The organism is Aeromonas sp. A600620 (genome assembly GCF_029479985.1).
Lineage (GTDB): Bacteria > Pseudomonadota > Gammaproteobacteria > Enterobacterales > Aeromonadaceae > Aeromonas > Aeromonas veronii_A.
In genome coordinates, this window is sequence record NZ_JAAKXB010000005.1 from 25,233 (window position 1) to 49,615 (window position 24,383).

Genomic DNA, 24,383 nt, shown 5'->3' on the forward strand with positions numbered 1-24,383 from the left:
CGGAGATAGGGTAATCCTATGAAGACAAGGACCATTACAATGAAGAAAGCGCTCCTTGGCAGCCTGGTTTCGGCCGCCTTGTTGACCAGCTTCAATCTGAGTGCCGCCACTGCCGGTCAGGCCGTGGACGCTCAAGCCGCCACCGACAACGCATCCAAAGTTTCCCAGCAGAAGATCGACAGCTATGCCGAATCTGCCGAATCCGCACTGGCTCAGTACAAGGCAGCCCTGCGTCAGGTCGACAGTCTGCGCACCTACAACGAGCAGGTGAGCAAGATGGTCGAGTCCCAGAGTGCCGAGCTGGCGTCGATGCAAAAGCAGATCGCCCAGATTGATCAGACCAGCACCGAAGTTGTCCCCCTGATGCTCAAGATGATCGACTCCCTCGAGCAGTTTGTGGCGCTGGATCTGCCGTTCCAGAAGGTCGAGCGCGAGGACCGCGTAGCAGCCCTGACCGACCTGATGAACCGTGCCGATGTCACCATCTCCGAGAAGTACCGCAAGATCCTAGAGGCCTACCAGATCGAGGAGGGCTTCAGCCGCACCATCGAATCCTACAAGGCGAGCCTGGACAAGGATGGTAGCGAGAAGACCTACGAGTTCCTGCGGGTTGGCCGCATCGCGCTGCTTTATCAATCCCCGGATGGCAATGAGACCGGGATGTGGAACAAGAAGACTCGCCAGTGGGAAGAGTTGCCCCAGGAGTATCGCAGTGCGGTTGAACAGGGCCTTCGCATCGCCAAGAAGCAGGCGCCTCCCGCTCTGATCAAGCTGCCGGTTCAAACTGCGGAGAAAGCATCATGAAAGGAATCAAACTTGCGATTGCCTCCCTGATTGCGGGAGCAACCCTGGTCACCCTGCCGGTGACCGCCGCCGAAAAACCGGTGGATCTCAATGCGCTGCTGAATCAGGTCAAGGCCTCCAGCCTGAGCGAATCCCAACTCAACAAGGAGCGGGAAGCCCGCTTCCTGGCTGACAAGAACGAGCAGGGGGCGCTGCTGGCCAAGGCCAAGGCCGAGCTGGCTGCCGAAACCGCCAAGGGCGAGCAGCTCAAGGCGACCTTCGATGCCAATGACAAGCAGCTGACCGAGCTGACTGAAACCCTGCGCCAGCGTTCCGGCAACATGGGTGAGATGTTCGGCGTACTGCGTCAGTTCGCCGGTGAGTTCAAGGGGATCTTCAACGCCTCCGCCCGTCGGGTCGAGCATCCGGAACAGACCGCGCTGCTGACCCGTCTGGCCGAGAGTAAAGAGCTCCCCTCCAGCGACGATCTGGAAGCGTTCTGGACCACCACCCTCAGCCGCATGGTGGACGGTGGCAAGGTGAGCCAGATCCCGGCGACTGTGGTCTACGGCGAAGGCAACCAGGCCGAGAAGACGGTCACCCAGATCGGTGAGTTCAACACTGTCTCCGAAGGCAAGTACCTCACCTTCGTGCCGGAGACCGGCAAGTTCGAGCAGCTTTCCCGTCAACCTGACAAGGGGGTGCTGGCACCGATCGCCGAGTTTGAACAGGGCGGTGACGGGGTCAAGCCCATCTTTATCGACCCGTCTCGCGGCGTGATCCTCTCTCTGCTGGTGCAGTCACCGACTCTCAAGGAGCGGATCGATCAGGGTGGTGAAGTGGGTTACGTCATCATGGTGCTCGGCGTGCTCGGTACCCTGCTGGCCATCTTCTGCGGTATCCGCCTGTCGCTGATCGGCTCGTCCATGCGCAAGCAGCTGAAATCTGATCAGATCATCAAGGGCAACCCCATTGGTGACATGCTGGGGGCCTACCAGAGCCATCGCGGTGACAACATCGAGGATCTGGAGTCCAAGCTCGACGAGATCATCCTGCGCAACGTGCCCAAGTTCGAGAAGGGCATCAGCATCATCAAGCTGATCGCTTCCGTCGCGCCGCTGCTGGGCCTGCTCGGTACTGTAGTGGGGATGATTGCCACCTTCCAGGCCATCACATTGTTCGGTACCGGCGATCCCAAGCTGATGGCGGGCGGTATCTCGGAGGCGCTGGTGACCACCATGCAGGGTCTGGTCGTCGCGGTGCCCATGCTGTTCCTCTACACCATTGTGCAGACCCAGAGCCGTCGTCTGATCCAGGTGCTGGAAGAGCAGAGCGCCGGTTTCGTTGCCCGTTATCAGGAACGTCTGCACGCCTCCAAAGCCGCAGCGTAAGGAGTCACCCATGTGGTTCTGGTTGATTGAAGAAGTCGAGTCGGTCCGCCGGTTTTTGGGATTGGGGGGCGATGTACTGGTCGCCCTGTTCTTCCTGACTCTGATGATGTGGGCCCTGTTGCTGGAGCGCTGGTTCTACTTCATGGCGGTCTACCCCAAGCAGGTGAAGCAGACCAAGGCCACCTGGCTGGCCCGTACCGATCATCTCTCCTGGTCTGCCAAGCAGATCCGGCGCGAGCTGGTCTCACGGGTTGCCATGGCGGTGGACAAGGGGATGCCGGTCATCAAGGTGCTGATCGCTCTCTGCCCGTTGATGGGGCTGCTCGGCACTGTGGTGGGGATGGTGCAGGTGTTTGACACCCTGGCCATCACCGGCACCGGTTCGCCGCGGGCGATGGCATCGGGGATCTCCAAGGCAACGGTACCGACCATGGCGGGCATGATCGCCGCCCTTTCCGGCCTGTTTTTTGTCAACCAGCTCGATCACAAGGCCAAACTGGCGGTGCAAAAGCTGGAAGACAACCTGAAACACGGTTGATGCAGGATGCATACCCCCGGCGAGGCATGGCCTGCCGGGGGCACAGAACAAGCAAGGAGTTTCTGCTATGAGAAAACGTTACAGCGACAGCGGTGCTGACGAGGCGGCTATCGATTTGACCCCCATGCTGGACATAGTGTTCATCATGCTGATCTTCTTCATCGTCACCACCTCCTTCGTCAAGGAGTCCGGTGTCGAGATCAACCGTCCCAGTGCCAGCACGGCCGAGACGGTGAAGAAGGGCAATATCATGGTCGCGGTGCGCGAAAACGGTCAGGTCTGGGTCGACAAGCGGGTGGTCGAGGTGGGGGCGGTACGCGCCAACATCGAGCGGCTGCGGGCCGAAAACCCGGAGAGCGCCGTGGTGATCCAGGCCGATAACGAATCCCGTTCCGGTCTGGTGGTGCAGGTCATGGATCAGATCCGCATGGCCGGTGTCCAGAACATCTCCATCGCGGCAGACAAGAGCAGCTGATGCCGGAGAGAGACCTATGAGATACCTGATATCGTTGGCGGTCTCCTGTGTGGTGGTGTTCTTTCTGTTTCTGGGAATGAACAAGCTGATCACACCGGATCACCGGGAGCTGGTGGAGAAGGAAGACGTCAGCATGACCGATTTCATCCGCCTCAAGCCCCAGGAGACCCTGCAAGAGAAACAGCGGGAGCTGCCCAAACCGCCGCTGCCCAAGCGTCCGCCACCGCCTCCCGAGATGGAAGTGGCCAGCACGGATCGGCCTAAGATGGAGAGCGCGCCGATGGACATGCCCAAGCTCGACATCCCGGTCAACATCGGTGGTGGCAACGCGCTGGGGGCCTACAGCACCGGCGGCGGTGGTGGCGGAGTCGGTGGCAACAACGGCGCCATTCCGCTGGCAACCTTCGAGCCCATGATGCCCCGCAAGGCGGCGCTGGCGGGCCTGGCCTCCGGCAAGGTGCTGGTGGAGTTCACCGTCACCGAGCGCGGCACCGTCAGCAACGTGCGGATCGTCAAGGAAGAGCCGCGCAGCTATGACCTCGGCAAAGAGGCGCGCAAAACCATCGCCAAGTGGACGTTCAAACCGGCCATGGTGGATGGCAAGCCGCAGGCGAGCCGTATGCAGCAAGAGATCGAGTTTGCGGTCAACTAAGGAAGGTGGCGATGAACAAGTTACACAAGATGATCCTCGCCCCGGTCGCCATGGCGGTGCTGCTCAGCACCGCCAGTTGGGCCGCCGAGCAGCCGGCCCTGTCGGATCGGGCCTATCGGGCGGTCAACAAGGCGCAGGAGCTGATCACTGACAAGCAATACGGTCTGGCGAATGCCAGATTGCAGGAGGCACTCTCCAGCGTGGGTGATCGGGTCTACGACAAGGGGGTCATATTGCAGACTCTCGGTTTCGTAGCCGCCCAGCAGGAGAAATACGGTCAGGCGACCAAGTACTTTGCCGATGCCATCGCGACAGGCGGCCTGCCGCCACCGGTGGCCCAGCAGGTGCGCTACAACCTGGCCCAGCTCTATATGGCTGAGGGTAATTATCAGGGCTCGATCAAGACCATGAAGGAGTGGTTTGCCAACCAGGGCAAGGATGACAAGCCCAACTCCCATGCCTATATCACGCTGGCCAACGCCCACGTGCAGCTCAAGCAGTACCGTGACGCGATCCCGGCGGTGGATCAGGCGATCAAGCTGTCGGCAGGTAAAGCGCCGGAGTCCTGGTATCTGCTGAAGATGGGCGCTCACTACGAGCTGAAACAGTACAAACCGGCGACCGAGGTGCTGACCTCTCTGGTCAATATGTTCCCGGAGAAGAAGAAGTACTGGACCCAGCTGTCGGCCATGCATATGCAGGCAGGCAACGATGGCAAGGCGCTGGCGGCGCTGGAGTCGGCCTACAACCTCGGCATGTTGACCGAGGCTGCCGAGCTGCAGCGTCTCGCCAACTACCTCGCCTTCACCGGCATTCCCCATCGCGCCGCACGGGTGATGGAGAAGGGGATGAAGGACGGGGTGATTGAGCAGAGCGCTGGCAACTACAAGACCCTGGCCAACTACTGGCATCAGGCCAAGGAGCTGGATCCGGCCATCGACACCCTGGCCAAGTCCTACCAGCTGGCCCCGAGCGCCGAATTGCAGCTGAAAATGGCGCGCATGATGATCCAGAGCAAACGCTATCAGGATCTGGTGGCGCTGGCCGCCAAACCGGCAGCCAATGCAAATGGTGAACAGCGGGCGGATCTCAAGTTCCTGACCGGGGTCGCCTATTTTGAGCAACAAAAGCCGAAGGAGGCCCTCAACGCCTTCACCCAGGCGGCTCAGAATGGCAACGTCAGCGGTCGGGCATCCCCCTGGATCAGCTTCCTCAAAGAGCAGAGTGGTGCGGCGGGGGAGGCGGCCGTCCAGTAATTCCAATGACAACGCTTGAAGTCCCTTTTATGGTTGCCTGGTGGCTCCATTAACCGCTCTTCGGAGCGGTTTTTTTATGGTGGCAGCCAGTCCCTGCTGTAGTCGAAGCGCTATTTTCCACCTTTTCGCTCCAATGAAAGTGCCACAGTCAACATTGGCCTATCTCCTCCGAGGTGACAAACGTTTCAGCCAGGGCTGCAACCGTGACACCAGGTGGCACAGCGCTGTGGTCTAAGGGGGCGGGGTTGGTCCGCAGAGAGGGGGCTATGCTGTACATCTCTCTTTCAATGGCGACTTGCCAAGGGGGCTTTTGCTCTGTTGATAAGCATCACACCGAAAACGGCCACTTTTAACAAGAAAAGCAACATATGGAAGTTGAAATTTTGGCCGACTCGGGAAAGAATGCGCGCTCGGTTATTTGGCGCCGTGGTGCAGGTTGACCCGCCACCGGCAGACCGAAGATAAGATGGCCTCCGGCCCATTTGGTACAGGAAACCACACAGGAATTTTATGAGCCCCCTTCGCACTGCCGCTTCGGCCCTTTTATGCACACTTGCGCTGATCAGCCAGCAGGCTGCCGCCGTCGAGTACCGTCTGCCTGCGGCCAACAGCCGTCTGATCGGTGAGAATCTGGAATATGTGGTGCCTGCGGACAATCGTCCGCTGGAGCAGATTGCCTCCGAGTTTCAGTTGGGTTTGACCAATATCATGGAAGCCAACCCGGGCGTTGATCCCTATCTGCCCAAAGCGGGCAGCACCCTGATCATCCCTCACCAGTTGATCCTGCCCAACGCGCCCCGCGAAGGGATCGTCATCAACGTTGCCGAGATGCGCCTCTACTACTATCCGAAAGGGAAGAACGTGGTACAGGTATTGCCCATCGGCATCGGTCAGCTGGGGGTGAACACCCCGGAGAACTGGATCACCAAGGTAGAGCGCAAGCGCGCCAATCCGACCTGGACCCCGACCGAGAACATCCGTCGTCGCTATGCCGCCCAGGGCAAGACCCTGCCGGCAGTATGGCCAGCCGGTCCGGATAACCCCATGGGTCTGCACGCCCTTTACATCGGCAACCTCTATGCCATCCACGGAACCAACGCCACCTTCGGTATCGGTCTGCGGGTGAGCAGCGGTTGCGTGCGTCTGCGCGCTGACGACATCAAGTATCTGTTCGACAACGTGCCGGTCGGCACCCGCGTCCAGTTCGTCAACCAGCCGGTCAAGACCACGGTCGAGCCGGATGGCGGTCGCTACATGGAAGTACACGAGCCGCTGTCACGCACCGAGGAGGAGTTCAACTCCACCGCCTCCGTGCCGCTCCCGATGACACCGGCCATCACCCGCTTCATCGCTCACGCCGAGTCTGACTCCAACGTGGTCAAGCAGGTGCTGGAACAGCGTACCGGTATGCCGACCCGCCTCAATCCCTGATTGAGCAAGTTGGCGGTGCCGCGCGCACTGGCTGAATAAAGAAAACGGCGACCATCTGGTCGCCGTTTTTTATGGGTGAGTCACCGCTTGCTCACTGCACGCAGACCGGGCAGAAGGCGTAGGTGCCTTGCGGATCGTTGAAGCGGGTGAGCGGGTCAAGACTGCGGTTCACTTCCACCAATGCCTTGCCAAATCCAGCCGGCAGCCAGCTTTGCAACTGGGGGGCCAGCACTTGGGCACTGCTGTCAAACAGCTGGCGCAGGAACTTGTCCTTGGTGGACTCCTCCTGCTCGATGGGGGTGACCTGCCACTCCTTGAGGTTGGCCAGTTCGGCGGCGGCCTTGATGGCGTCATCCAGATTGCCGAACTCGTCCACCAGACCCAGGGCCTTGGCATCTTCGCCGGTCCAGACTCGGCCTTCGGCCGCTTTTTCGGCCTCTTCCGGGCTCAGACCACGGCCCTTGCTCACCAGACCGATGAAGCGCTGGTAGGTATCCTCCACGCTCAGCTGGATGGCCTGACCGACGTGATCCGGCAGGGCGCGGGTCGGGCCGACACCGACGTAATCTGTGGTGCCAACCCCGTCGGTATGGACACCGAACTGGGCCAACGCCTTGTCGATGGTGGCGAACATGCCGAATACCCCGATGGAGCCGGTGAGTGTGGTCGGGGAAGCGAAGATCTTGTCCGCATCGGCGGAGATCCAGTAGCCACCGGAGGCGGCATAGCTGCCCATAGAGACCACTACCGGTTTGCCTGCCTGTTTCAGGGCCAGTAGCTCGGCGCGGATCTGCTCGGCGGCGAAGGCGCTGCCGCCCGGGCTGTCGACCCGCAGGACCACGGCTTTGACCTTGTCATCGCGGCGGGCATCGGCCAGCAGGTCGGAGAGGCTGTCGCCGCCGATGGTGCCGGCAGGCTGGACGCCATCCATGATGGCGCCGCTGGCGACCACCAGACCCACCTCATCCTTGCCGCTCTGGGGATATTGTTCCGGAATGGCAGCCAGATACTCTTTCAGGCCGACCCCTTTCCAGCCGTGGTCGTCCGCTTCACCCACCTCTTTAATGACCGCCTGGGTCATCTCGTCGCGGGTGGCCAGCTGATCCACCAGCCCGTTGTCGAGGGCGTAGTTGGCGGCATTGCCACCGGCTTTGCGCAGCAGCTCGAGGAAGCGCTCCTTGCCCGGTGCGACCGCATCGGGTTCGATCTCCCGCTGCTCGGCTACGTCAGCCACATAGGATTGCCACAGCTGATCCAGCCAGCGCTGGTTCGCTTCTTTGCTCTCGGGGGACATCTCGTCGCGGGTATAGGGTTCGACGAAGGATTTGTAGGTGCCGACCTTGAATACATGCGGGGTGATGTTGAGCTTCTCCAGCGCCGACTTGAAGTAGGTCTGGTAGACACCAAGCCCCTCGATCACCACGGCGCCGCTCTGGTTGAGCAGCACGTGATCGGCGTGGGCCGCCAGCAGGTACTGGCCTTGAGTGTAGAAGTCGGCCATGGCAATCACCGGTTTGCCGCTCTCCCGGAAGGAGTCGATGGCACTCGCCACCTCCTGCAGTTTGGTGAAGTTGGCTCCCTGCAGCCCTTGCGGCTTGATCACCAGCGCCTTGATGCGCTCGTCATCCTTGGCATTCTTGATGGCCCATAGCAGGTCGGAGAGGACGATCTCGCTCGGCTGCTCGTCGCTGCTGTCCATCTGACGCAGCAGTTGTACGGTGGGGTCTGTCTGGGAGCGTTGCTCCACCAGCACGCCGTTGAGATTGAGGGTCAGCGCCCCTTCGATGGGCGCCTTGGGGGCCTCTTTCTGGCTGACGCTGAAGACGATGACCAGCACTACGATGAGAAACAGCAGATTGACCAGCATCAGCCGGGTGAAATTGAGCAGGCGCCACAGGCTGCGGAACAACCAACCCAGACCTTTGAAAATAGACATAGTCGCGTTATCGCCCTGTTAATGGGTAGAGAAGAGCCATTATTAACCAGTTGCGGGCGAAATTGCCATTTCCGACTGGCGGATCCCGCCTATCTTCGTTCAGGGCACGGCTGTTCGCTGAAAAATTGTCCAAACATTTGTTTGAAAAAGAATTTTCGATTCTTTACTCTAGCCTCAGTTTGATAACAAAAAATTAACTGGAGGCATCGTGAGCCGCTATCCGACCCTGCTGACCCCGCTCGACCTTGGTTTTACCCAGCTGCGCAACCGCGTGTTGATGGGCTCCATGCATACCGGCCTCGAAGAGGAGAAGGGCGGTTTTGACAAGCTGGCCGCCTTTTACGCCGAGCGCGCCCGTGGTGGCGTTGGCCTTATCGTCACCGGCGGCATTGCCCCCAATCTGCGCGGTCGGCTGGTGCCTCACGGCTCCCAGCTGAGCTTTCCCTGGCAGGTGAGCAAGCACAAGAAGGTGACCAACGCCGTGCATCAGGAGGGGGGCAAGATTGCGCTGCAGATCCTCCATGCCGGTCGTTACGCCTATCATCCGTTTAGTCTGGCGCCGAGTGCCCTCAAAGCCCCCATCTCCCCATTCAAACCGCGCGCCATGAGCGAGCGGCAGATCTGCGGCACTATTCGCGACTTCGCGGCTACAGCAGCGTTGGCCAAGGCGGCCGGTTATGACGGCGTCGAGGTGATGGGCTCGGAAGGCTATCTCATCAACCAGTTCATCTGCGAGCGCACCAACAAACGGACCGATGGCTGGGGCGGCAGCAGCGAAAACCGGATGCGCTTTCCGGTGGAGATTGTCCGCGCCATCCGCGAGCGGGTCGGCACCGACTTCATCATTATCTTCCGCCTCTCCATGCTGGATCTGGTGGAGCAGGGCTCGACCCTGGAAGAGGTGATTGCGCTCGGCAAGGCGCTGGAAGCGGTGGGGGTGACCCTCATCAACACCGGCATCGGTTGGCATGAGGCGCGCATTCCCACCATTGCCACCAGTGTGCCGCGCGGCGCCTTCAGCTGGGTGACTGCCGAGCTGAAAAAACACCTCAAGGTGCCGCTTATCACCACCAACCGGATTAACACCCCCGAGGTGGCCGAGCGGATTCTGGCGGGGGGCGAGGCGGACATGGTCTCCATGGCGCGCCCCTTCCTGGCGGATCCCGAATTTGTCATCAAGGCGGCCGAGAACCGGGCGGATGAGATCAACACCTGCATCGCCTGCAACCAGGCCTGCCTTGACCATGTGTTCAAGCAGAAGCGCGCCTCCTGTCTGGTCAATCCTCGAGCCTGTTTCGAGACCGAACTGACCTTTGGCCGCGTGCCCCAGCCCAAGAAGCTGGCGGTGGTGGGGGCTGGCCCCGCCGGGCTGGCCTTTGCTTGCTACGCTGCCGAGCGCGGTCATCAGGTGAGCCTGTTCGATCAGGCCAGCGAAATCGGCGGCCAGTTCAACTTCGCCAAGCAGATCCCGGGCAAGGAGGAGTTTCACGAAACCCTGCGCTATTTTGCCAAACGGCTGGAGAAGTGCGGCGTCGAGCTCTATCTCGGCCAGCGCCAGAGTGCCGAGAGCCTGCTCGGCGGCGGTTTTGACGAGGTGATCCTCGCTACCGGTATTCGTCCGCGCACCCCCAATATTCCGGGCATCGAACATCCCAAGGTGATGAGTTATCTCGATGTATTGCGGGATCACAAACCGGTCGGCCAGAAGGTGGCGGTGATCGGTGCCGGCGGCATCGGCTTCGATGTAGCCGAGTATCTGGTCGAGAAGAAGGTGGAGATGGATGCCGATGGGCACCGTGATCACTGGCTCAAGGAGTGGGGCATCGACAAACAGCTTGGCGAGCGCGGTGGCCTCACGGCTCCTGAAATCGACGCCCCCGAGCGCCAGATCTGGCTGCTCCAGCGCAAGGAGAGCAAGGTGGGTGACGGACTTGGCAAGACCACCGGCTGGATCCACCGTACCGTGCTCAAGAACCGCAAGGTGCAGATGCTCTCCGGGGTGCAATATCTGGGGATCGATGACGAGGGCTTGCACATTCAGGTGGGCGAGACCAAGCAGTGTCTGCCGGTGGATCAGGTTATCGTCTGCGCCGGGCAGGAGCCCCTTAAAGAACTGCAGGCGGGTTTGCAGGCAGCAGGCAAGCCGGTGCACATCATCGGTGGTGCCGACGTGGCAGCCGAGCTGGATGCCAAGCGAGCGATCAGACAGGGCGCCGAACTGGCTGCGGTCATCTAGCCAACCGTGCCCTCTTGTCCTTTATAGTGCGATAAACCCCTGAGCCTCAGGGGTTTTCTTCATTCGGTGCTGTGCTAAGGTAGCGCCATCATTGCCCCAGAGAAGGAATTGCCCATGGATGCCCTCACCCTGTTGCTCAATCGCCACTCCTGTGGCCGTCTCGCCGATCCCGCCCCGAGCGGTGAGGTGCTCGACAATATCCTCAAGGCGGGCCTGCGCGCGCCGGATCACGGCACCCTGACCCCCTGGCAGTTCATTCTGTTTGAAGGGGAGGGGCGTGAGCGGCTGGGCAAGCTGCTAGCCGAGGCGGCCCGTGCCCGTGGCGAAGATGAAGAGAGCATCAAGAAGTGCAGCGAAGCGCCACTGCGGGCGCCCTTGGTCGTCGCCGTGGCAACCCGTTATCAGGATCACCCCAAGGTGCCGAAACTGGAGCAGGAGCTCTCTGCCGGTTGTGCCTTGATGGCGATGCAGATGGCGGCACAGGCGCAGGGTTTCAACGGCATCTGGCGCTCCGGCTGGTTTATCTTTGATGAGCAGATCAACAAGGGACTGGGACTGGCGGCAGAGGATCAGCTGGTGGGTTTCCTCTATCTCGGCACCCCCATGCTGGAAGCACGCAAACTGCGCGAGCTGCCGCTCGATGAGTTTGTCCGCCGTTTCTGACTTTTCGGCCACGTTGCGGTTGAGAGAAGCAAAGCCTCGAGAAATCGGGGCTTTTCTGTTTAACCGTGAATAGTAACCAGAGAAATTGGGGAAAATAAATGGGTCAAAGAGGCTTCGCGCGCCATAGCAGGTAATTATTTAAATAGTGCGATGTACCTCGCAATCCTGTTGTATTTCACTATGTAAAACGTTTGCGCATTCGCTAATATCTCCCTGCCAGTTTAGAAGGGCACTCCTTCTAATTTTTCTGCGATGAGAGTCGCAATTCCGTAGCACCTTTTAACAGCCCAACGTCTTCGTGACATTGGGCTTTATTTTTATGGGGTGTAGGGGCTGTTGTGAACTGATGGCGGCATCAAGATGCAGCCCGGTTGGCAGCCTTATGACCTGTTTTTGGCTGGCAGGATCCGGGCCGGGTTGCCGACTACCCGAGCACCGGCCGGTACATCTCTGGTGACTACGGCGCCCGCGCCGACGATCGCCTCCCGCCCTATGGTTACGCCGGGCAGCAAGATGGCACCGCCCCCAATCCAGACCTTGTCTTCAATGGTGACCGGCAGCGCCGTCTCTGTTCCCTGAATTCGTTCGTCGGCCTCCAGTGCATGGGCCGCGGTATAGATCTGCACGTTTGGCCCAATCATCACATGGGCGCCGATGCGAATGGGGGCATTGTCCAGCAGGGTCGCTCCCATATTGATGTAGGAGTCCTTGCCCAGGTGGATGTGGCGGCCATAGGTGCAGTAGAGGGGCGGGCAGATGAAGGCATTCTCTGCCAGTTCGCCAATCAGCTCCGCCAGTAGTGCCCGCTGCTCTGTCTCCTCTTCCGCCAGATTGAAACGGCGATAGCGCCGTGCCGCCTCCCGGCGCAACTGGGCCAGCTCGGGTGTCATGCAGTTGTACGGTTGGCTGCTAATCATCTTCTGGTATTCGCTCATGGCAGGGCCTCAATGATGTGGAAGAACGATGTTAATCCCTTATTGGCCAGAGAAGCGTGAACCGTCCCCCAGAGTAGGAAAGGGGGGAGAAACAACAAGAGCACCCGTGGGTGCTCTTGTTTAATAAAGATGCTGACTTGCCGCCTTGAGAGTGGGAGCTATGTTTAGCCGTGCTTGCGGCCGGAGAGGCGGCACCACTCCTCCTTGACTGCGGTCGGGTCCATCTCGAACCACTGGCCGTAGATAGTTTCCAGTTCCGGGGCCTGGCTCTCCAGCACGCCGGAGAGGGCCATCAGGCTGCCCGGCTTGCCGTGGCCGGCGATCAGCGGAGCCAGTTCGCGCAGCGGGCCTGCCAGGATATTGGCGACCACCACGTCCGCTTCGACATCTTGCGGCTGGTCGGCCGGCAGGTAGAGCTCAATCTGGTCGGCGACGCCGTTGCGCGCGGCGTTATCGCGGCTGGCCTGAATGGCTTGCGGGTCGATGTCGATGCCGATGACGCGGGCAGCACCCAGTTTCAGGGCGGCGATGCCGAGAATGCCGGAGCCACAGCCAAAGTCGACCACGGTTTTACCGGTCAGATCCAGCCCATCCAGCCACTGCAGGCAGAGAGCTGTGGTGGGGTGGGTACCGGTACCGAAGGCCAGACCCGGATCCAGCATGACGTTGACCGCATCGGGGTTCGGCACATCGCGCCAGCTCGGGCAGATCCAGAGGCGCTCGCCAAACTGCATCGGGTGGAAGTGATCCATCCACTCGCGCACCCAGTCCTTGTCTTCCAGCTGCTCGACCTTGTAGCCGACGTTTTCGCCGAAGATCTGCTGGAAGAAGGCGATGGTGGGGGCCGGATCGGTTTCGGCATCAAACAGACCCATCACTTCGGTCTCGCCCCAGAGCGGGGTTTCACCGGGCATGGGTTCGTAGACGGGCACATCCTTGGCATCCATAAAGGTCACCGCCTGGGCTCCACGCCCCAGCAGCATGTTGCTCACCTTGTCTGCGGTCTTGGCAGTGGCGTTGATTCGAATTTGTATCCAGGGCATGGCGTTGACTCTTCATAAATGTGAAACCGCGAGATTCTACCATCATGGGGCAGTGCTGTCGTGGTTTGCCCATGACGTGGAGGGATTCGGGGGCTTTTGCCGGATTGGCACGGTTCCTGTATTGCTCTATGCAGGCGAAGACGACCGGTTTTCGCTGAACGCTTTGCTCAAGTTCCGTCATCTTTCACTGCCACCCTCGGGTGGCATTTTTTTATCTGCACTTGTTTGCCTGGTAAACAGTCTGCCAGATAAAAAAAGAGCAAGGTCGGCACCTTGCTCAAGGACGGGCTGACGCCGTTTTGGCGCATTCATGCTGCTGTTGGCACGCCAGATGCAAAGACTAGATTGTCCTGCATAAGGATATGTGTGTGATTGTTACCCCAATGTTCAGGTATTCAGGCCATTTCTCGCGAAATGGCCTCTTTTTTGGCTGATTGTCGGACGTTGGCCTGCCACAGGCAGTCATGAGTGCCGCTGGTTGTGCCCGTTTGGGGCATCTCCTTGGTGAACTTATCCCATCATGGTGCGTTTGAGGGCTTAGTTGGCAAAGCCGCTCATGTCGATCACCAGCTTGCCTACCATGCGTCCCGCCTCCACCTCGGCATGGGCCTGAGCCAGCGTGACCGGGGTCAGCGACGGGATGGTTCTGGTCAGAGTGGTCTGCAGTACTCCTTCATCGACCAGTGCCGCTACCCGGCCGAGCAGGCGGTGCTGTTCGATCATGTCCGGCGTCTGGAACAGGGAGCGGGTGAACATGAACTCCTGGCTGAAGGTGACACTCTTGCTCTTGAGCAGGGAGAGATCCCACGGCTCGCTCGATTCGGCGATGGTACAGATATGGCCAAACGGGCGGATCAGCCCTGCCATGGTGGCCCAGTGTTCGGCGGTGGCGTTGGTGCAGAAGATGGCATCGACCTGAGTGATGCCAAGGGCGGTCAGCTCCTCCTGCAACTTGTGGTGGTTTACGACCTGATGGGCGCCCATCTCGAGGCACCACTCGCGGCTCTCGGGGCGGGAGGCGGTCGCAATCACCTCCATGCCGGTGAGCTGGCGGGCCAGCTGGATGGCGATGGAGCCCACGCCACCGGCGCCGCCGATGATCAGCAGTTTGCCACGGCTTTCGCGGGTAAGAGCGAAGCGCTCGAACAGGGTCTCCCAAGCGGTGATGGCGGTGAGCGGCAGGGCGGCGGCCTCCACATCGCTCAAGCTGGTGGGGGCGATGGCGGCGATGCGCTCATCCACCAGTTGCAGGGCGCTGTTGCTGCCCGGACGGCTGATGTCGCCGGCATACCAGACCCGGTCGCCCGCCTTGAACAGGGTAATTTCGCTGCCGGTGGCGATCACTTCCCCCACCGCATCCCAGCCCAGCACCCGGGGCGAGCTTTCAATTTTGGCCTTGGGGGAGCGCACCTTGGTATCCACCGGATTGACGGAGGTAGCGCTAACCCGCACCAGCAGGTCCCGCGGGCCCGGAACCGGATCGGGCAGGTTGGCGGCGATAAAGCAGTCGGGGTGGTCGCTTGGCAGATAGTGAGTCAGGGCAATGGCTTTCATGGTTTTTCCTTTCAAATCGCTGTGTTCGGGATTGCCACTCACTCTAGTCTGGTTGATTATCAAGATTGAGATGGGTAATCGGTAAAGACTGTTTGAATATATGAACAATGTCGATCTGGAGTTGATGGGGCTGTTTGCCACCGTGGTGGAGCAGGGAAGCTTTACCCGGGCCGCCGAGCTGCTCGGTATGCCCAAGTCATCGGTGAGCCAGAAGATCTCGCGGCTCGAATCCCAGCTCGGGGTGCGGCTGTTGCAGCGCACCACCCGCAGGTTGAGCCTGACCCCGCAGGGGGAGCTCTATGTGGAGCACTGTCAGGGGCTGCTGGCACTGGCCCGCAGTGCCAATCTGGCGATGGCACGGCTGCGCTCGGCCCCGGCGGGGCGGGTGCGGATCACTGCCCCCGAGGCGACCGGTACTCTATTGCTTGGCCGGATCCTCGCCGAGTTTCGCGCCCTCTATCCCGAGGTGGTGCTGGAACTGACCCTGAGCGATGAACAGCTCGATCTGGTGGGGGAAGGTTATGATTTGGCGCTGCGGGCGGCGCCGCTGAAAGACTCCAGCCTCATCTGTCGGCGTATCGGTCAGGTGGCGCGTCATCTGGTGGCTGCGCCCGCCTATCTGGCGGCCCACGGCATGCCGCAGCAGTTGAGCGAGCTGGGCCGTTATGCCTGTCTGGTGCACTCGGCCATGCCGGTGTGGCCATTGCAGGAGGGGGGCTGGCGGCCGCAGGGGGCCTGTGTCAGCAACAGCTTGCTGGCGCTGCGGGAGATGGCGCTTCATGACGGGGGGATTGCCCTGTTGCCCCACCATGTCTGTGAAGGGGATTTGGCGGCGGGGCGGCTGCAGAAGGTGTTGCCGGATCAGCCCATTCCGGCCAACCCGTTCTACCTAATCTATCCGAGTCGGGAGCATCTGGCCCCCGCTCTGCGCACCCTGATGGATTTCGTGGCCGAGCGGTTGCCGTTCGCCTGAGTTACCAGCTGCTCTGGCTGGCCGACTCCTGATTGGGTTTGAGGCCGAGGGGGACCGACTGGCGCTCCGCCAGCATGCGGATCTGCCCTTCAATCAGGCTGGCGCTGGGGCCCAGCACCAGCACCAGCTGGTGGTCGTTGAGCTGGATCCAGGAGAGGCAGCCCAGACCCAGCAGGCGGGATTCATCCACCAGTGAAATATCGCGCACCCGCAGGCTGAGGCGGGTGATACAGACACTCATCGCCACCAGATTGTCCATCCCGCCCAGCACCTTGAGGTACTGGATCGCCAGCATCTGCGGGTCTGAGGGGGCAACGCTGGCAAGGCGCGGATGCTCCACCGCGATGGGCTTGCTCGGCATGCTGAGGGGGGCACGCTCCAGCAGCTGATAGAACAGCAGGGTGTAGGCGACGAAGAACAGGATACCGACCGGGATGAGCCAGAAGCTGTGCTCCCCTGCCTGATAGCTCAGCACCAGATCCAGCAGACCGGCGGAGAAGTAACTGCCCACCTTGATCCCCAGCCCGCTACAGACCGCCAGCGACAGTCCGGTCAGCAGGGCGTGGGCGAGAAACAGCCAGGGGGCGGTAAAGGCGAACAGAAATTCGATAGGCTCTGTGATACCCACCAGTGCCGAGGTGAGCGCAAGGGTGAGCAGCAGCCCGCCCTGTGGCAGCCGCTGCATCCGCTGGCGGTGCAGCCAGATGGCAAAACAGGCGCCCGGCAGGCCGAACATTATGATGGGGTAAAGACCGGCTACATATCCTTCATGAAGGGGCTGGGCGGTGGCCAGCGCCTGCAGGTTGCTCTCGCCAAGGCCGATGACGCTGCCCAATACCTGATGCAGCCCGAGCGGGATTAACAAGCGGTTGAGGGTGCCGTAGCAGAAGGCGCCAAACGGCGTGGTAAGCAGCTCCGAGGTGAGCAGGGTCAGCCCGCGCTCCAGCGGTGGCCACAGCAGCGAGAGGGGGATGGCGATCAGCAGGCAGGCCAAGGCCGACACCAGCAGGCTGGGAAACTCCCCCCTGGCGATCTGCAGCCAGCGGGGCAGCGTTTGCTGGTGAACCCATGGATAGATGATGGCAGTGGTGAGCCCCGCCAGCAGACCGCAGATCATGTCGGCGTGCAGGTTGGGGGCCAGCGTATTGAAGGCGGTGCTGAGCAGCAGGAAGTTGACCGCCCCCGCCAACGTCTGTCCGCCCAGCTCCTGCCGACTCAGGCCAAAGGCGATCGCCACCGCATAGATGAGCGGCATCTGGCTGAAGATCGCCTGACCGGTGAGGGAGAGCACCGCCAAATCGAGCACGTCGGGTTGCCCAAGCCGGTAGATCAGCGCCGCCATCGGCAGGATGGAGACGGGCAGCAGCAGGGCATAACCGAGCCGCTGCAGGGCTTGAGTAACGACTTGTCGAGTGGCTTTAACGGGCATACAGCGGCTACGTTCTGTGACTTGGCGCACAGTTTAACCGGAAAACACCTATTTGGGGATAGTTTTGGAACCCATAATTTATATTTTTATTATTTCTGCCCGAAAAGGTCGCGCACTTCCCGCGAGGGCGGTGCCGTCAGCAGGCTGACCGTGATAAAGACCACCAGCGCCAGCGTGAGGCTTGGCACTATGGCGTGCAGGCCAGCCAGCTTGATCCCCCACTGACTCAGTACCCCATAACTGACGATGCCGCTGACCATGCTGGCCAGTGCGCCCGGGCCGTTGGCCCGCGACCAGTAGAGGCCGAGCACCAGTGGCCAGAGGAACACCGCTTGCAATCCGCCAAAGGCGAGCAGGTTGAGCCAGATGATCATCTCGGGCGGTTGCAACGCCGCCAGCAGCACCAGAGTGCCGAGGATCAGGGTACAGAGCAGGGAGAGGCGGGGGATGCGCACTTCCAGTTTCTCCTGCTTTGGACTCAGATAGTTGAGATAGAGATCCTTCACCAGAGTGGCGGAAGCCTGGATCAGCTGGGAGTCGATGGTGGACATGATGGCCGCCATCGGCGCCGCCAGAAAGACCCCGGCCAGCCAGGGGGGCAGCACTTCCATCATCAGGGAGGGCATGATCTTGTCCGGGCTGTCCATGCCCGGCAGGATGGCGCGACCCAGAGCGCCCGCCAGATGCATGCCGAACATCAGCAGGGCGCTGACCACGGTGCCGATCAGAATGCCGCGATGGAGCGCCTTGCTGTCGCGATAGCCAAAGCAGCGCAGCGCCGAGTGGGGCAGCCCTACCACTCCGACACAGACCAGGATCCAGAAACTCAGCATAAAGGGCTGGGTCAGCATGTCGCCGGCTCCCTGCGGGCTCACCAGCTTGGGATCGATCTCCCTGAGCTGGTGGATGAGGTTTGGCAAGCCGTCACCGGCGACCAGAATGCCCGCCAGCAGGGCACCGGTGCCGATCAGCATGATGATCCCCTGCAGAGCATCGGTCATTACCACGGCGCGGAAGCCGCCGATGATGGTGTAGAGCAGTACGCAGCTGGCAAACAGCATCAATCCCTGCTGGTAGGAGAGGCCGGTAGCGGTCTCCAGCAGGCGGGCGCCGCCGATAAACTGCACCACCATGGTCGCGATAAAGGCGAGGATGATAGTAACGGAGCCGAGGATCACCACCGCCTTGCTCTGATAGCGGGCCCACAGCATGTCGTTGATGGTCACCGCATTGACCCGGCGGGCGATGATGGCGAACTTCTTGCCAAGCACCCCCAGGGTCAGCCAGACGGTGGGCAGCTGGATCATCGCCAGCAACACCCAGCCCAGACCGATCTTGTAGGCCGCGCCCGGCCCACCGATAAAGGAGGAGGCCGAGGTGTAGGTGGCCACTAGCGTCATCGCCAGCACCAGCCCGCCCATGCTGCGGTTGCCGATGAAGTACTCCTGCACGAAGTTGCCTTGCGCGCGATGGCGGCTGGCCCAGAAACCCACCCCTAGCACCAGCACCAGATAGATGACGAGCGGCAGCATCAACTCAAGATTCATGGGATGACTCCTTGCCGGAAGGGGAGTGGGTATCGAGGGGGATCTCCACAAACAGCCGGTTCACCATCAGGGCGCAGAGCAGAATGAACAGCAGCGGCATCACCATGCAACTGAGCAGGAACCACAGCGGCAGCCCCCACAACTCCAGCTGGGGCGGGATAAAATAGGCGGTGCCATACCAGGCAAAGAAGTAGAACAGGGTCAGCAGCAGGCAGAAAGCTGCTTCCCGGCGGGCGAGAGCAAAACGGTTCACCTTGGCCTCCGACAAATTTGAGGGGCGCAAGGATAACAAAAAAGGGCCATGTCGCCATGGCCCTTTTTCAGCAGAGGCTCCTTGCGGAGCAGACTTCCACCGGAAGTCCGGTCACTATCAGCGATCCTTACAGACCCAACTTCTTGTGCAGGTAGTGGATATTGGTGCCACCGTGCTGGAAGTTTTCGTCTTTCATGATCTCTTTTTGCAGCGGTACGTTGGTCTTGATCCCTTCCACCACCAGCTCGTCCAGCGCATGACGCATGCGGGCGATAGCAATGTCACGATTCTCGCCGTAGCAGATCAGCTTGCCGATCATCGAATCGTAGTGGGGTGGTACCTTGTAACCGGCATAGATGTGGGAGTCCCAACGCACGCCCAGTCCACCCGGCGCGTGGAAGCGCTGCACCAGACCCGGAGAGGGCATGAAGGTGGCCGGATCTTCGGCGTTGATCCGGCACTCGATGGCATGGCCACGGATGCGGATATCCTGCTGGGTGATCGACAGGGGCTGACCGGCGGCGATGCGCAGCTGCTCCTTGATCAGATCGATACCGGTGACCATCTCGGTGACCGGGTGCTCAACCTGGATACGGGTGTTCATTTCAATGAAATAGAACTCGCCGTTCTCGTACAGGAACTCGAAAGTACCCGCACCGCGGTAGCCGATCTCGATACAGGCGCGCACACAGCGCTCGCCGATGAACTTGCGCATTTCGGCGGTGATGCCGGGCGCCGGCGCCTCTTCCACCACTTTCTGGTGGCGACGCTGCATGGAGCAGTCACGCTCGCCCAGATAGAGGGCGTTGCCCTGGCCGTCTGCCAACACCTGAATTTCGATGTGGCGCGGGTTTTCCAGGTACTTCTCCATGTAAACCATGTCGTTCTTGAAGAACTGGCCTGCTTCGGATTTGGTTAGGGCAATGGCGGAGGCTAGCTCGGCCTCGCTGCGTACCACGCGCATGCCACGACCACCGCCGCCACCGGCAGCCTTGATGATCACCGGATAGCCGATGCGCTTGGCAATAGCGGCATTGCGCTTGGTGTCGTTGTCCACCGGACCGTCAGAGCCCGGTACACACGGTACGCCTGCCTTCTTCATCGCTTCGATGGCGGAGACTTTGTCACCCATCAGGCGGATGGTCTCGGCGCGCGGGCCGATGAAGATGAAGCCGGATTTTTCGACCACTTCGGCAAAATCGGCGTTCTCGGAAAGGAAGCCGTAACCCGGGTGGATGGCCACGGCACCGGTCACCTCGGCGGCGGCGATGATGGCCGGAACGTTGAGGTAGGAGTCGGTACTGGCTGGTTTGCCGATACAGATGGATTCGTCGGCCAGCAGCACATGTTTGAGCTCCCGGTCGGCGGTGGAGTGAACGGCCACTGTCTTGATCCCGAGCTCTTTGCAGGCGCGCAGGATCCGCAGGGCAATTTCACCGCGGTTGGCGATGACTACTTTGTCCAACATGGGTGGCGATTTCCCTTATTCGATGATGAACAGCGGCTCGTCAAATTCGACGGCCTGACCATTTTCAACCAGGATCGCTTTGATCACACCGGCCTTGTCAGACTCGATTTGGTTCATCATTTTCATGGCTTCGACGATGCACAGGGTATCGCCGACATTGACTTGCTGACCCACTTCCACGAACGGCTTGGCTTCCGGGCTGGAGGAGCGGTAGAAGGAGCCAACCATGGGAGAGCGCATCAGGTGACCGCTCGGTGCGGCATCTGCGGCCGGCGCAGCGGCAACCGGGGCGGCGGCTGGAGCGGCAACCGGAGCGGCTGCTTGCTGCATGATCATCTGCGGTGCGGCAGTGACCTGGCCTGCGAAGTTGCGGCTGATGCGAACGGACTCTTCACCTTCGGAGATCTCCAGTTCGGCGATGCCGGACTCTTCAACCAGTTCAATCAGCTTCTTGATTTTGCGGATATCCATTAGCATTCTCTTTCTTCTTTATCTGATCAGTGATTATCAAGCCGCGTGCAGATGGCGCACGGCCGCGGTTAAAGCGAATTGATAGCCATCGGCCCCCAGACCACAAATGACCCCTTTGGCGACATCAGACAGATAGGAGTGATGACGAAACGGCTCCCTGGCATGAACGTTTGACAGGTGAACCTCGATAAAGGGGATGGCGACACCCAGCAGCGCATCGCGGATGGCGACGCTGGTGTGGGTGAAGGCGGCCGGATTGATGATGATGAAATCCACCTGACCCATGGCCTGATGGATGCGGCTGACCAACTCATGTTCGGCGTTGGATTGCAGATGTTCCAGAGTGACACCGAGTTCGCTGGCGTTGAGCTTCAGATCGGCGACGATCTCATCGAGCGTCTTGCTGCCGTAGATACCCGGTTCCCGTTTGCCCAGCAGATTCAGGTTTGGACCGTTGAGCAGGAGAATTCGGCGATGTTGCGACATATTGAGTGCATCCTCGATGATCATGCTGCTATCTGTCAGCTATCTTGTGGACTACCTGAAATCTAGCCATTTTCTGCGCAAATCGGTGTGCCCTGGCACACAGATTTCGCAATTATATTGATTTCGTGAAAATTAGCAGCATTTTACTGGTCTAATCTCTACATCTGGCTATTTATTGAGCTCCACCTCCCTGTGCACCCAGTTTCAGCCGCTCAGGCCGTTTGTACCGCTGTAGAAACAGCAAAGCCGGCACAGGGCCGGCTTTGTCGAGCAACAAACGAAGCGGGATCAGGCTGCTTCCGACTTCTCGCGGATGAGTTTGTCTACTACGCCCGGATCCGCCAAGGTGGAGATATCCCCCAGGCTGTCGGTCTCGCCGGTGGCGATCTTGCGCAGAATTCGCCGCATGATCTTGCCGGAACGGGTCTTCGGCAGCCCCTCCGCCCAGTGAATGACATCTGGCGTGGCGATGGCACCGATCTCCTTGCGCACCCACTCCTTCACCTCTTTGTGCAGCTCACGGCTCGGCTCTTCCCCGGCGATCAGGGTGACATAGGCATAGATGCCCTGACCCTTGATCTCGTGAGGAACCCCCACCACCGCGGCTTCGGCGATCTTGGGATGGGCCACCAGCGCCGATTCAATTTCGGCGGTACCCATGCGGTGGCCGGAGACGTTCAGTACATCATCCACCCGTCCGGTGATCCAGTAGTAGCCATCGGCATCGCGACGGGCACCGTCGCCAGTGAAGTAGCGGCCGGGGAAGGTGGAGAAGTAGGTCTGCTCGAACCGCTCGTGATCGCCGAATACGGTGCGCATCTGACCCGGCCAGGAGTCGGTGATCACCAGATTGCCCTCGGTGGCCCCCTCCAGCGGTTCGCCCATGTTGTCGACCAGCGCAGGTTGCACCCCGAAGAAGGGTTTGGTGGCTGAGCCGGGTTTCAGGTCGGTGACGCCGGGCAGCGGCGTAATCAGGATGCCGCCGGTCTCGGTCTGCCACCAGGTATCGACAATGGGGCAGCGTTCGTCGCCGATGGTGCGGTAGTACCACTCCCAGGCTTCCGGGTTGATGGGTTCACCCACCGAGCCCATGATGCGCAGGCTCTGGCGCGAGGTGCCGGTGACCGCTTCGTTGCCCTTGGCCATCAGGGCGCGGATGGCAGTAGGGGCGGTATAGAGAATGGTGACCTGGTGCTTGTCCACCACCTGACTCATGCGGTTGGTGGCCGGGTAGTTGGGCACCCCTTCGAACATGATGGTAGTGGCGCCGTTGGCAAGCGGCCCGTAGACCAGATAGGAGTGACCAGTGACCCAGCCCACATCGGCGGTACACCAGTAGATGTCCTCTTCGTGGTAGTCGAACACATATTTGAAGGTGAGGGTGGCATAGACCAGATAGCCGCCGGTGGTGTGCAGCACCCCCTTGGGTTTGCCGGTGGAGCCGGAGGTATAGAGGATAAAGAGCGGATCTTCGGCGTTCATCGCCTCGGGCGGGCAGTCGCTGCTGACGGCGGCGGTTGCTTCATGCCACCAGATGTCGCGGTGGTTGTGCCAGGCGACATTGCCGCCGGTGCGCTTGAGCACGATAACCTTGTTGACCTGGGTATCCGGGTTGGTGAGCGCTTCATCCACATTCTTCTTGAGTGGCACCGGACGGCCGCCACGCAGTCCCTCGTCGGCGGTGATGACGATGCGCGAGCCCGAGTCGATGATGCGGCCGGCCAGCGCTTCCGGCGAGAAGCCGCCGAAGACGATGCTGTGTACCGCGCCGATGCGGGTACAGGCCAGCATGGCGATGGCGGCTTCGGGCACCATGGGCATATAAAGGCAGACCACGTCGCCGCGGTGAACCCCTTGTGCTTTCAAGACGTTGGCAAACTTGCACACTTCGGCGTGCAATTCGCGATAAGTGAGTTTGCGATCTTCGGCAGGGTTGTCCCCTTCCCAGATGATGGCGACCTTGTCGCCACGCTCTGCCAAGTGGCGATCGAGGCAGTTGGCGGAGACGTTGAGCTGGCCATCCTCAAACCATTTGATGGAGACATGGCCCGGATCGTAGGAGGTGTTTTTTACCTTGGTGTAGGGCTTTATCCAGTCGAGGATTTTGCCCTGTTCACCCCAGAAGGTATCGGGATCCTCGACGGAGGCCTGGTACATGGCGGCGTAGTCGCCCTTGTCGAGCAGGGCGCTGTTGCTGATATGGGGTTTGACCGGATAGACCTTGCTCTCGCTCATCACTCACTCCTTTGAATACATACTTTTAATAATTAAGTAACAACTTATACCTTTGGCTGATGGGGGCAATTAGACTTTTGGATAGACTGCAACATTTGGTTACAGGGTAATGGGTGACACTCAGGTGGTGAGTGAGTAAAAAGGAGGACTTTGATGGATGGAGGTAGTTATGTTCTCTCTATTGCTCTGTGCATCCCTCTGGCAGTTTGATGTGCCTGTACTGGCAGACAAGCCCCCCAAAGAGTTTGCGATTACGCATCAGGAGCCGTCACAGACCGTGCGGGATCGGGTTGCCGATCAGCTTGGCAACGCATGGCAGGCAAAAAAACCGGGGGCCAAATTTTCCCTCAGTGAGCCTGGATCCCGTTACTCTGGCGACTCACCGCTCACACGCATGCTCAATGAGCGGGATGATGGTGGTGTTCCCACCCTGACGTTTGGCAGATAGTCATATCTATCGCCAGGGGATTTTCCCCTGCGGCACCAATGACATCATCATCCTTTGATGAACGCAGTCGACCTGACGTTGCGTACCAATAGATAATCCCTTTTTCCCCTGTTAAGGGCTTGTGGGCACAGATGTTCAGCCTGAGTTGCAAGCCCTTGCTACCGTGGTCCTTTTGACATC

At 60.2% G+C, this 24,383-nt stretch carries 22 protein-coding genes; 11 read left to right on the forward strand and 11 right to left on the reverse strand.

Going from position 1 to position 24,383, the window contains the following annotated elements:
- The first annotated feature begins 39 nt into the window (after positions 1–39).
- From G5533_RS08245 to G5533_RS08275, 7 genes are all read left to right on the forward strand, one after another.
- Entirely contained in the window at positions 40–804 is a 765-nt protein-coding gene (locus G5533_RS08245) for a DUF3450 domain-containing protein (protein WP_005343435.1), read from the forward strand.
- A complete protein-coding gene (locus tag G5533_RS08250; RefSeq protein ID WP_110303404.1) occupies positions 801–2,174 on the forward strand; it encodes a MotA/TolQ/ExbB proton channel family protein in 1,374 nt (457 codons plus the stop codon). The genes G5533_RS08245 and G5533_RS08250 overlap by 4 nt, the downstream gene beginning before the upstream one ends.
- Before the next feature lie 10 nt (positions 2,175–2,184).
- On the forward strand, positions 2,185–2,712 hold the full coding sequence (locus tag G5533_RS08255) for a MotA/TolQ/ExbB proton channel family protein (protein ID WP_005338936.1): 528 nt from the start codon (positions 2,185–2,187) through the stop codon (positions 2,710–2,712).
- A gap of 67 nt (positions 2,713–2,779) precedes the next feature.
- Positions 2,780–3,187 (forward strand): ExbD/TolR family protein, encoded by a 408-nt coding sequence (locus G5533_RS08260; RefSeq protein ID WP_005338933.1) that lies wholly within the window; start codon positions 2,780–2,782, stop codon positions 3,185–3,187.
- A gap of 16 nt (positions 3,188–3,203) precedes the next feature.
- Complete coding sequence (locus tag G5533_RS08265) at positions 3,204–3,839, forward strand: energy transducer TonB (RefSeq protein WP_441254695.1); 636 nt, start codon at positions 3,204–3,206, stop codon at positions 3,837–3,839.
- Between the two features lie 11 nt (positions 3,840–3,850).
- Positions 3,851–5,095 (forward strand): tetratricopeptide repeat protein, encoded by a 1,245-nt coding sequence (locus G5533_RS08270; protein ID WP_216951981.1) that lies wholly within the window; start codon positions 3,851–3,853, stop codon positions 5,093–5,095.
- Between the two features lie 510 nt (positions 5,096–5,605).
- Positions 5,606–6,526 carry a L,D-transpeptidase family protein gene (locus G5533_RS08275; protein WP_227341312.1) on the forward strand — a complete coding sequence of 307 codons (921 nt, stop codon included), beginning with the start codon at positions 5,606–5,608 and terminating at the stop codon, positions 6,524–6,526.
- A gap of 91 nt (positions 6,527–6,617) precedes the next feature.
- On the opposite strand, the gene sppA is transcribed toward G5533_RS08275, so the two are convergent.
- Positions 6,618–8,462 (reverse strand): signal peptide peptidase SppA, encoded by a 1,845-nt coding sequence (gene sppA / locus G5533_RS08280; protein ID WP_421205867.1) that lies wholly within the window; start codon positions 8,460–8,462, stop codon positions 6,618–6,620.
- A gap of 208 nt (positions 8,463–8,670) precedes the next feature.
- Between sppA and G5533_RS08285 the strand changes: the two genes are divergently transcribed.
- Together G5533_RS08285 and G5533_RS08290 are read left to right on the forward strand one after the other, a co-directional pair.
- On the forward strand, positions 8,671–10,698 hold the full coding sequence (locus G5533_RS08285) for an NADPH-dependent 2,4-dienoyl-CoA reductase (protein WP_216951977.1): 2,028 nt from the start codon (positions 8,671–8,673) through the stop codon (positions 10,696–10,698).
- 114 nt (positions 10,699–10,812) lie between these two features.
- On the forward strand, positions 10,813–11,361 hold the full coding sequence (locus G5533_RS08290) for an NAD(P)H nitroreductase (RefSeq protein WP_005338924.1): 549 nt from the start codon (positions 10,813–10,815) through the stop codon (positions 11,359–11,361).
- Positions 11,362–11,741: 380 nt separating this feature from the next.
- Here G5533_RS08290 and G5533_RS08295 read toward each other — a convergent pair whose 3' ends face one another.
- The 3 genes from G5533_RS08295 to G5533_RS08305 form a co-directional block, all read right to left on the reverse strand.
- Positions 11,742–12,296 carry a sugar O-acetyltransferase gene (locus G5533_RS08295; protein WP_421205869.1) on the reverse strand — a complete coding sequence of 185 codons (555 nt, stop codon included), beginning with the start codon at positions 12,294–12,296 and terminating at the stop codon, positions 11,742–11,744.
- Between the two features lie 164 nt (positions 12,297–12,460).
- Positions 12,461–13,339, reverse strand: a complete 879-nt coding sequence (gene prmA / locus G5533_RS08300) for a 50S ribosomal protein L11 methyltransferase (protein ID WP_005358410.1) — start codon at positions 13,337–13,339, stop codon at positions 12,461–12,463.
- A gap of 537 nt (positions 13,340–13,876) precedes the next feature.
- Positions 13,877–14,893 (reverse strand): zinc-binding alcohol dehydrogenase family protein, encoded by a 1,017-nt coding sequence (locus G5533_RS08305; protein ID WP_421205870.1) that lies wholly within the window; start codon positions 14,891–14,893, stop codon positions 13,877–13,879.
- Between the two features lie 100 nt (positions 14,894–14,993).
- On the opposite strand from G5533_RS08305, the gene G5533_RS08310 reads away from it, so the two are divergent.
- Positions 14,994–15,866, forward strand: a complete 873-nt coding sequence (locus G5533_RS08310) for a LysR family transcriptional regulator (RefSeq protein WP_005358412.1) — start codon at positions 14,994–14,996, stop codon at positions 15,864–15,866.
- Position 15,867: 1 nt separating this feature from the next.
- Here the strand turns inward: G5533_RS08310 and G5533_RS08315 are convergent, their stop codons facing one another.
- From G5533_RS08315 to acs, 7 genes are all read right to left on the reverse strand, one after another.
- Entirely contained in the window at positions 15,868–17,295 is a 1,428-nt protein-coding gene (locus G5533_RS08315; protein WP_042080616.1) for a PTS transporter subunit EIIC, read from the reverse strand.
- A gap of 89 nt (positions 17,296–17,384) precedes the next feature.
- The gene (gene panF / locus G5533_RS08320) at positions 17,385–18,842 is read right to left on the reverse strand and encodes a sodium/pantothenate symporter (protein ID WP_257696664.1); all 1,458 of its coding nucleotides are present in this window, start codon (positions 18,840–18,842) and stop codon (positions 17,385–17,387) included.
- Entirely contained in the window at positions 18,832–19,095 is a 264-nt protein-coding gene (locus tag G5533_RS08325; RefSeq protein ID WP_047438157.1) for a YhdT family protein, read from the reverse strand. The genes panF and G5533_RS08325 overlap by 11 nt, the downstream gene beginning before the upstream one ends.
- Positions 19,096–19,222: 127 nt before the next feature.
- Positions 19,223–20,563 (reverse strand): acetyl-CoA carboxylase biotin carboxylase subunit, encoded by a 1,341-nt coding sequence (gene accC / locus G5533_RS08330; protein WP_216951972.1) that lies wholly within the window; start codon positions 20,561–20,563, stop codon positions 19,223–19,225.
- A 15-nt stretch (positions 20,564–20,578) separates the two neighbouring features.
- Positions 20,579–21,034 carry an acetyl-CoA carboxylase biotin carboxyl carrier protein gene (gene accB, locus G5533_RS08335; RefSeq protein WP_216951971.1) on the reverse strand — a complete coding sequence of 152 codons (456 nt, stop codon included), beginning with the start codon at positions 21,032–21,034 and terminating at the stop codon, positions 20,579–20,581.
- 36 nt (positions 21,035–21,070) lie between these two features.
- A complete protein-coding gene (gene aroQ / locus G5533_RS08340) occupies positions 21,071–21,520 on the reverse strand; it encodes a type II 3-dehydroquinate dehydratase (RefSeq protein WP_139743401.1) in 450 nt (149 codons plus the stop codon).
- Positions 21,521–21,808: 288 nt separating this feature from the next.
- Positions 21,809–23,755, reverse strand: a complete 1,947-nt coding sequence (gene acs, locus G5533_RS08345) for an acetate--CoA ligase (protein ID WP_421255682.1) — start codon at positions 23,753–23,755, stop codon at positions 21,809–21,811.
- 169 nt (positions 23,756–23,924) lie between these two features.
- On the opposite strand from acs, the gene G5533_RS08350 reads away from it, so the two are divergent.
- Positions 23,925–24,203 (forward strand): hypothetical protein, encoded by a 279-nt coding sequence (locus G5533_RS08350; RefSeq protein ID WP_216951969.1) that lies wholly within the window; start codon positions 23,925–23,927, stop codon positions 24,201–24,203.
- The last annotated feature ends 180 nt before the right edge of the window (positions 24,204–24,383 follow it).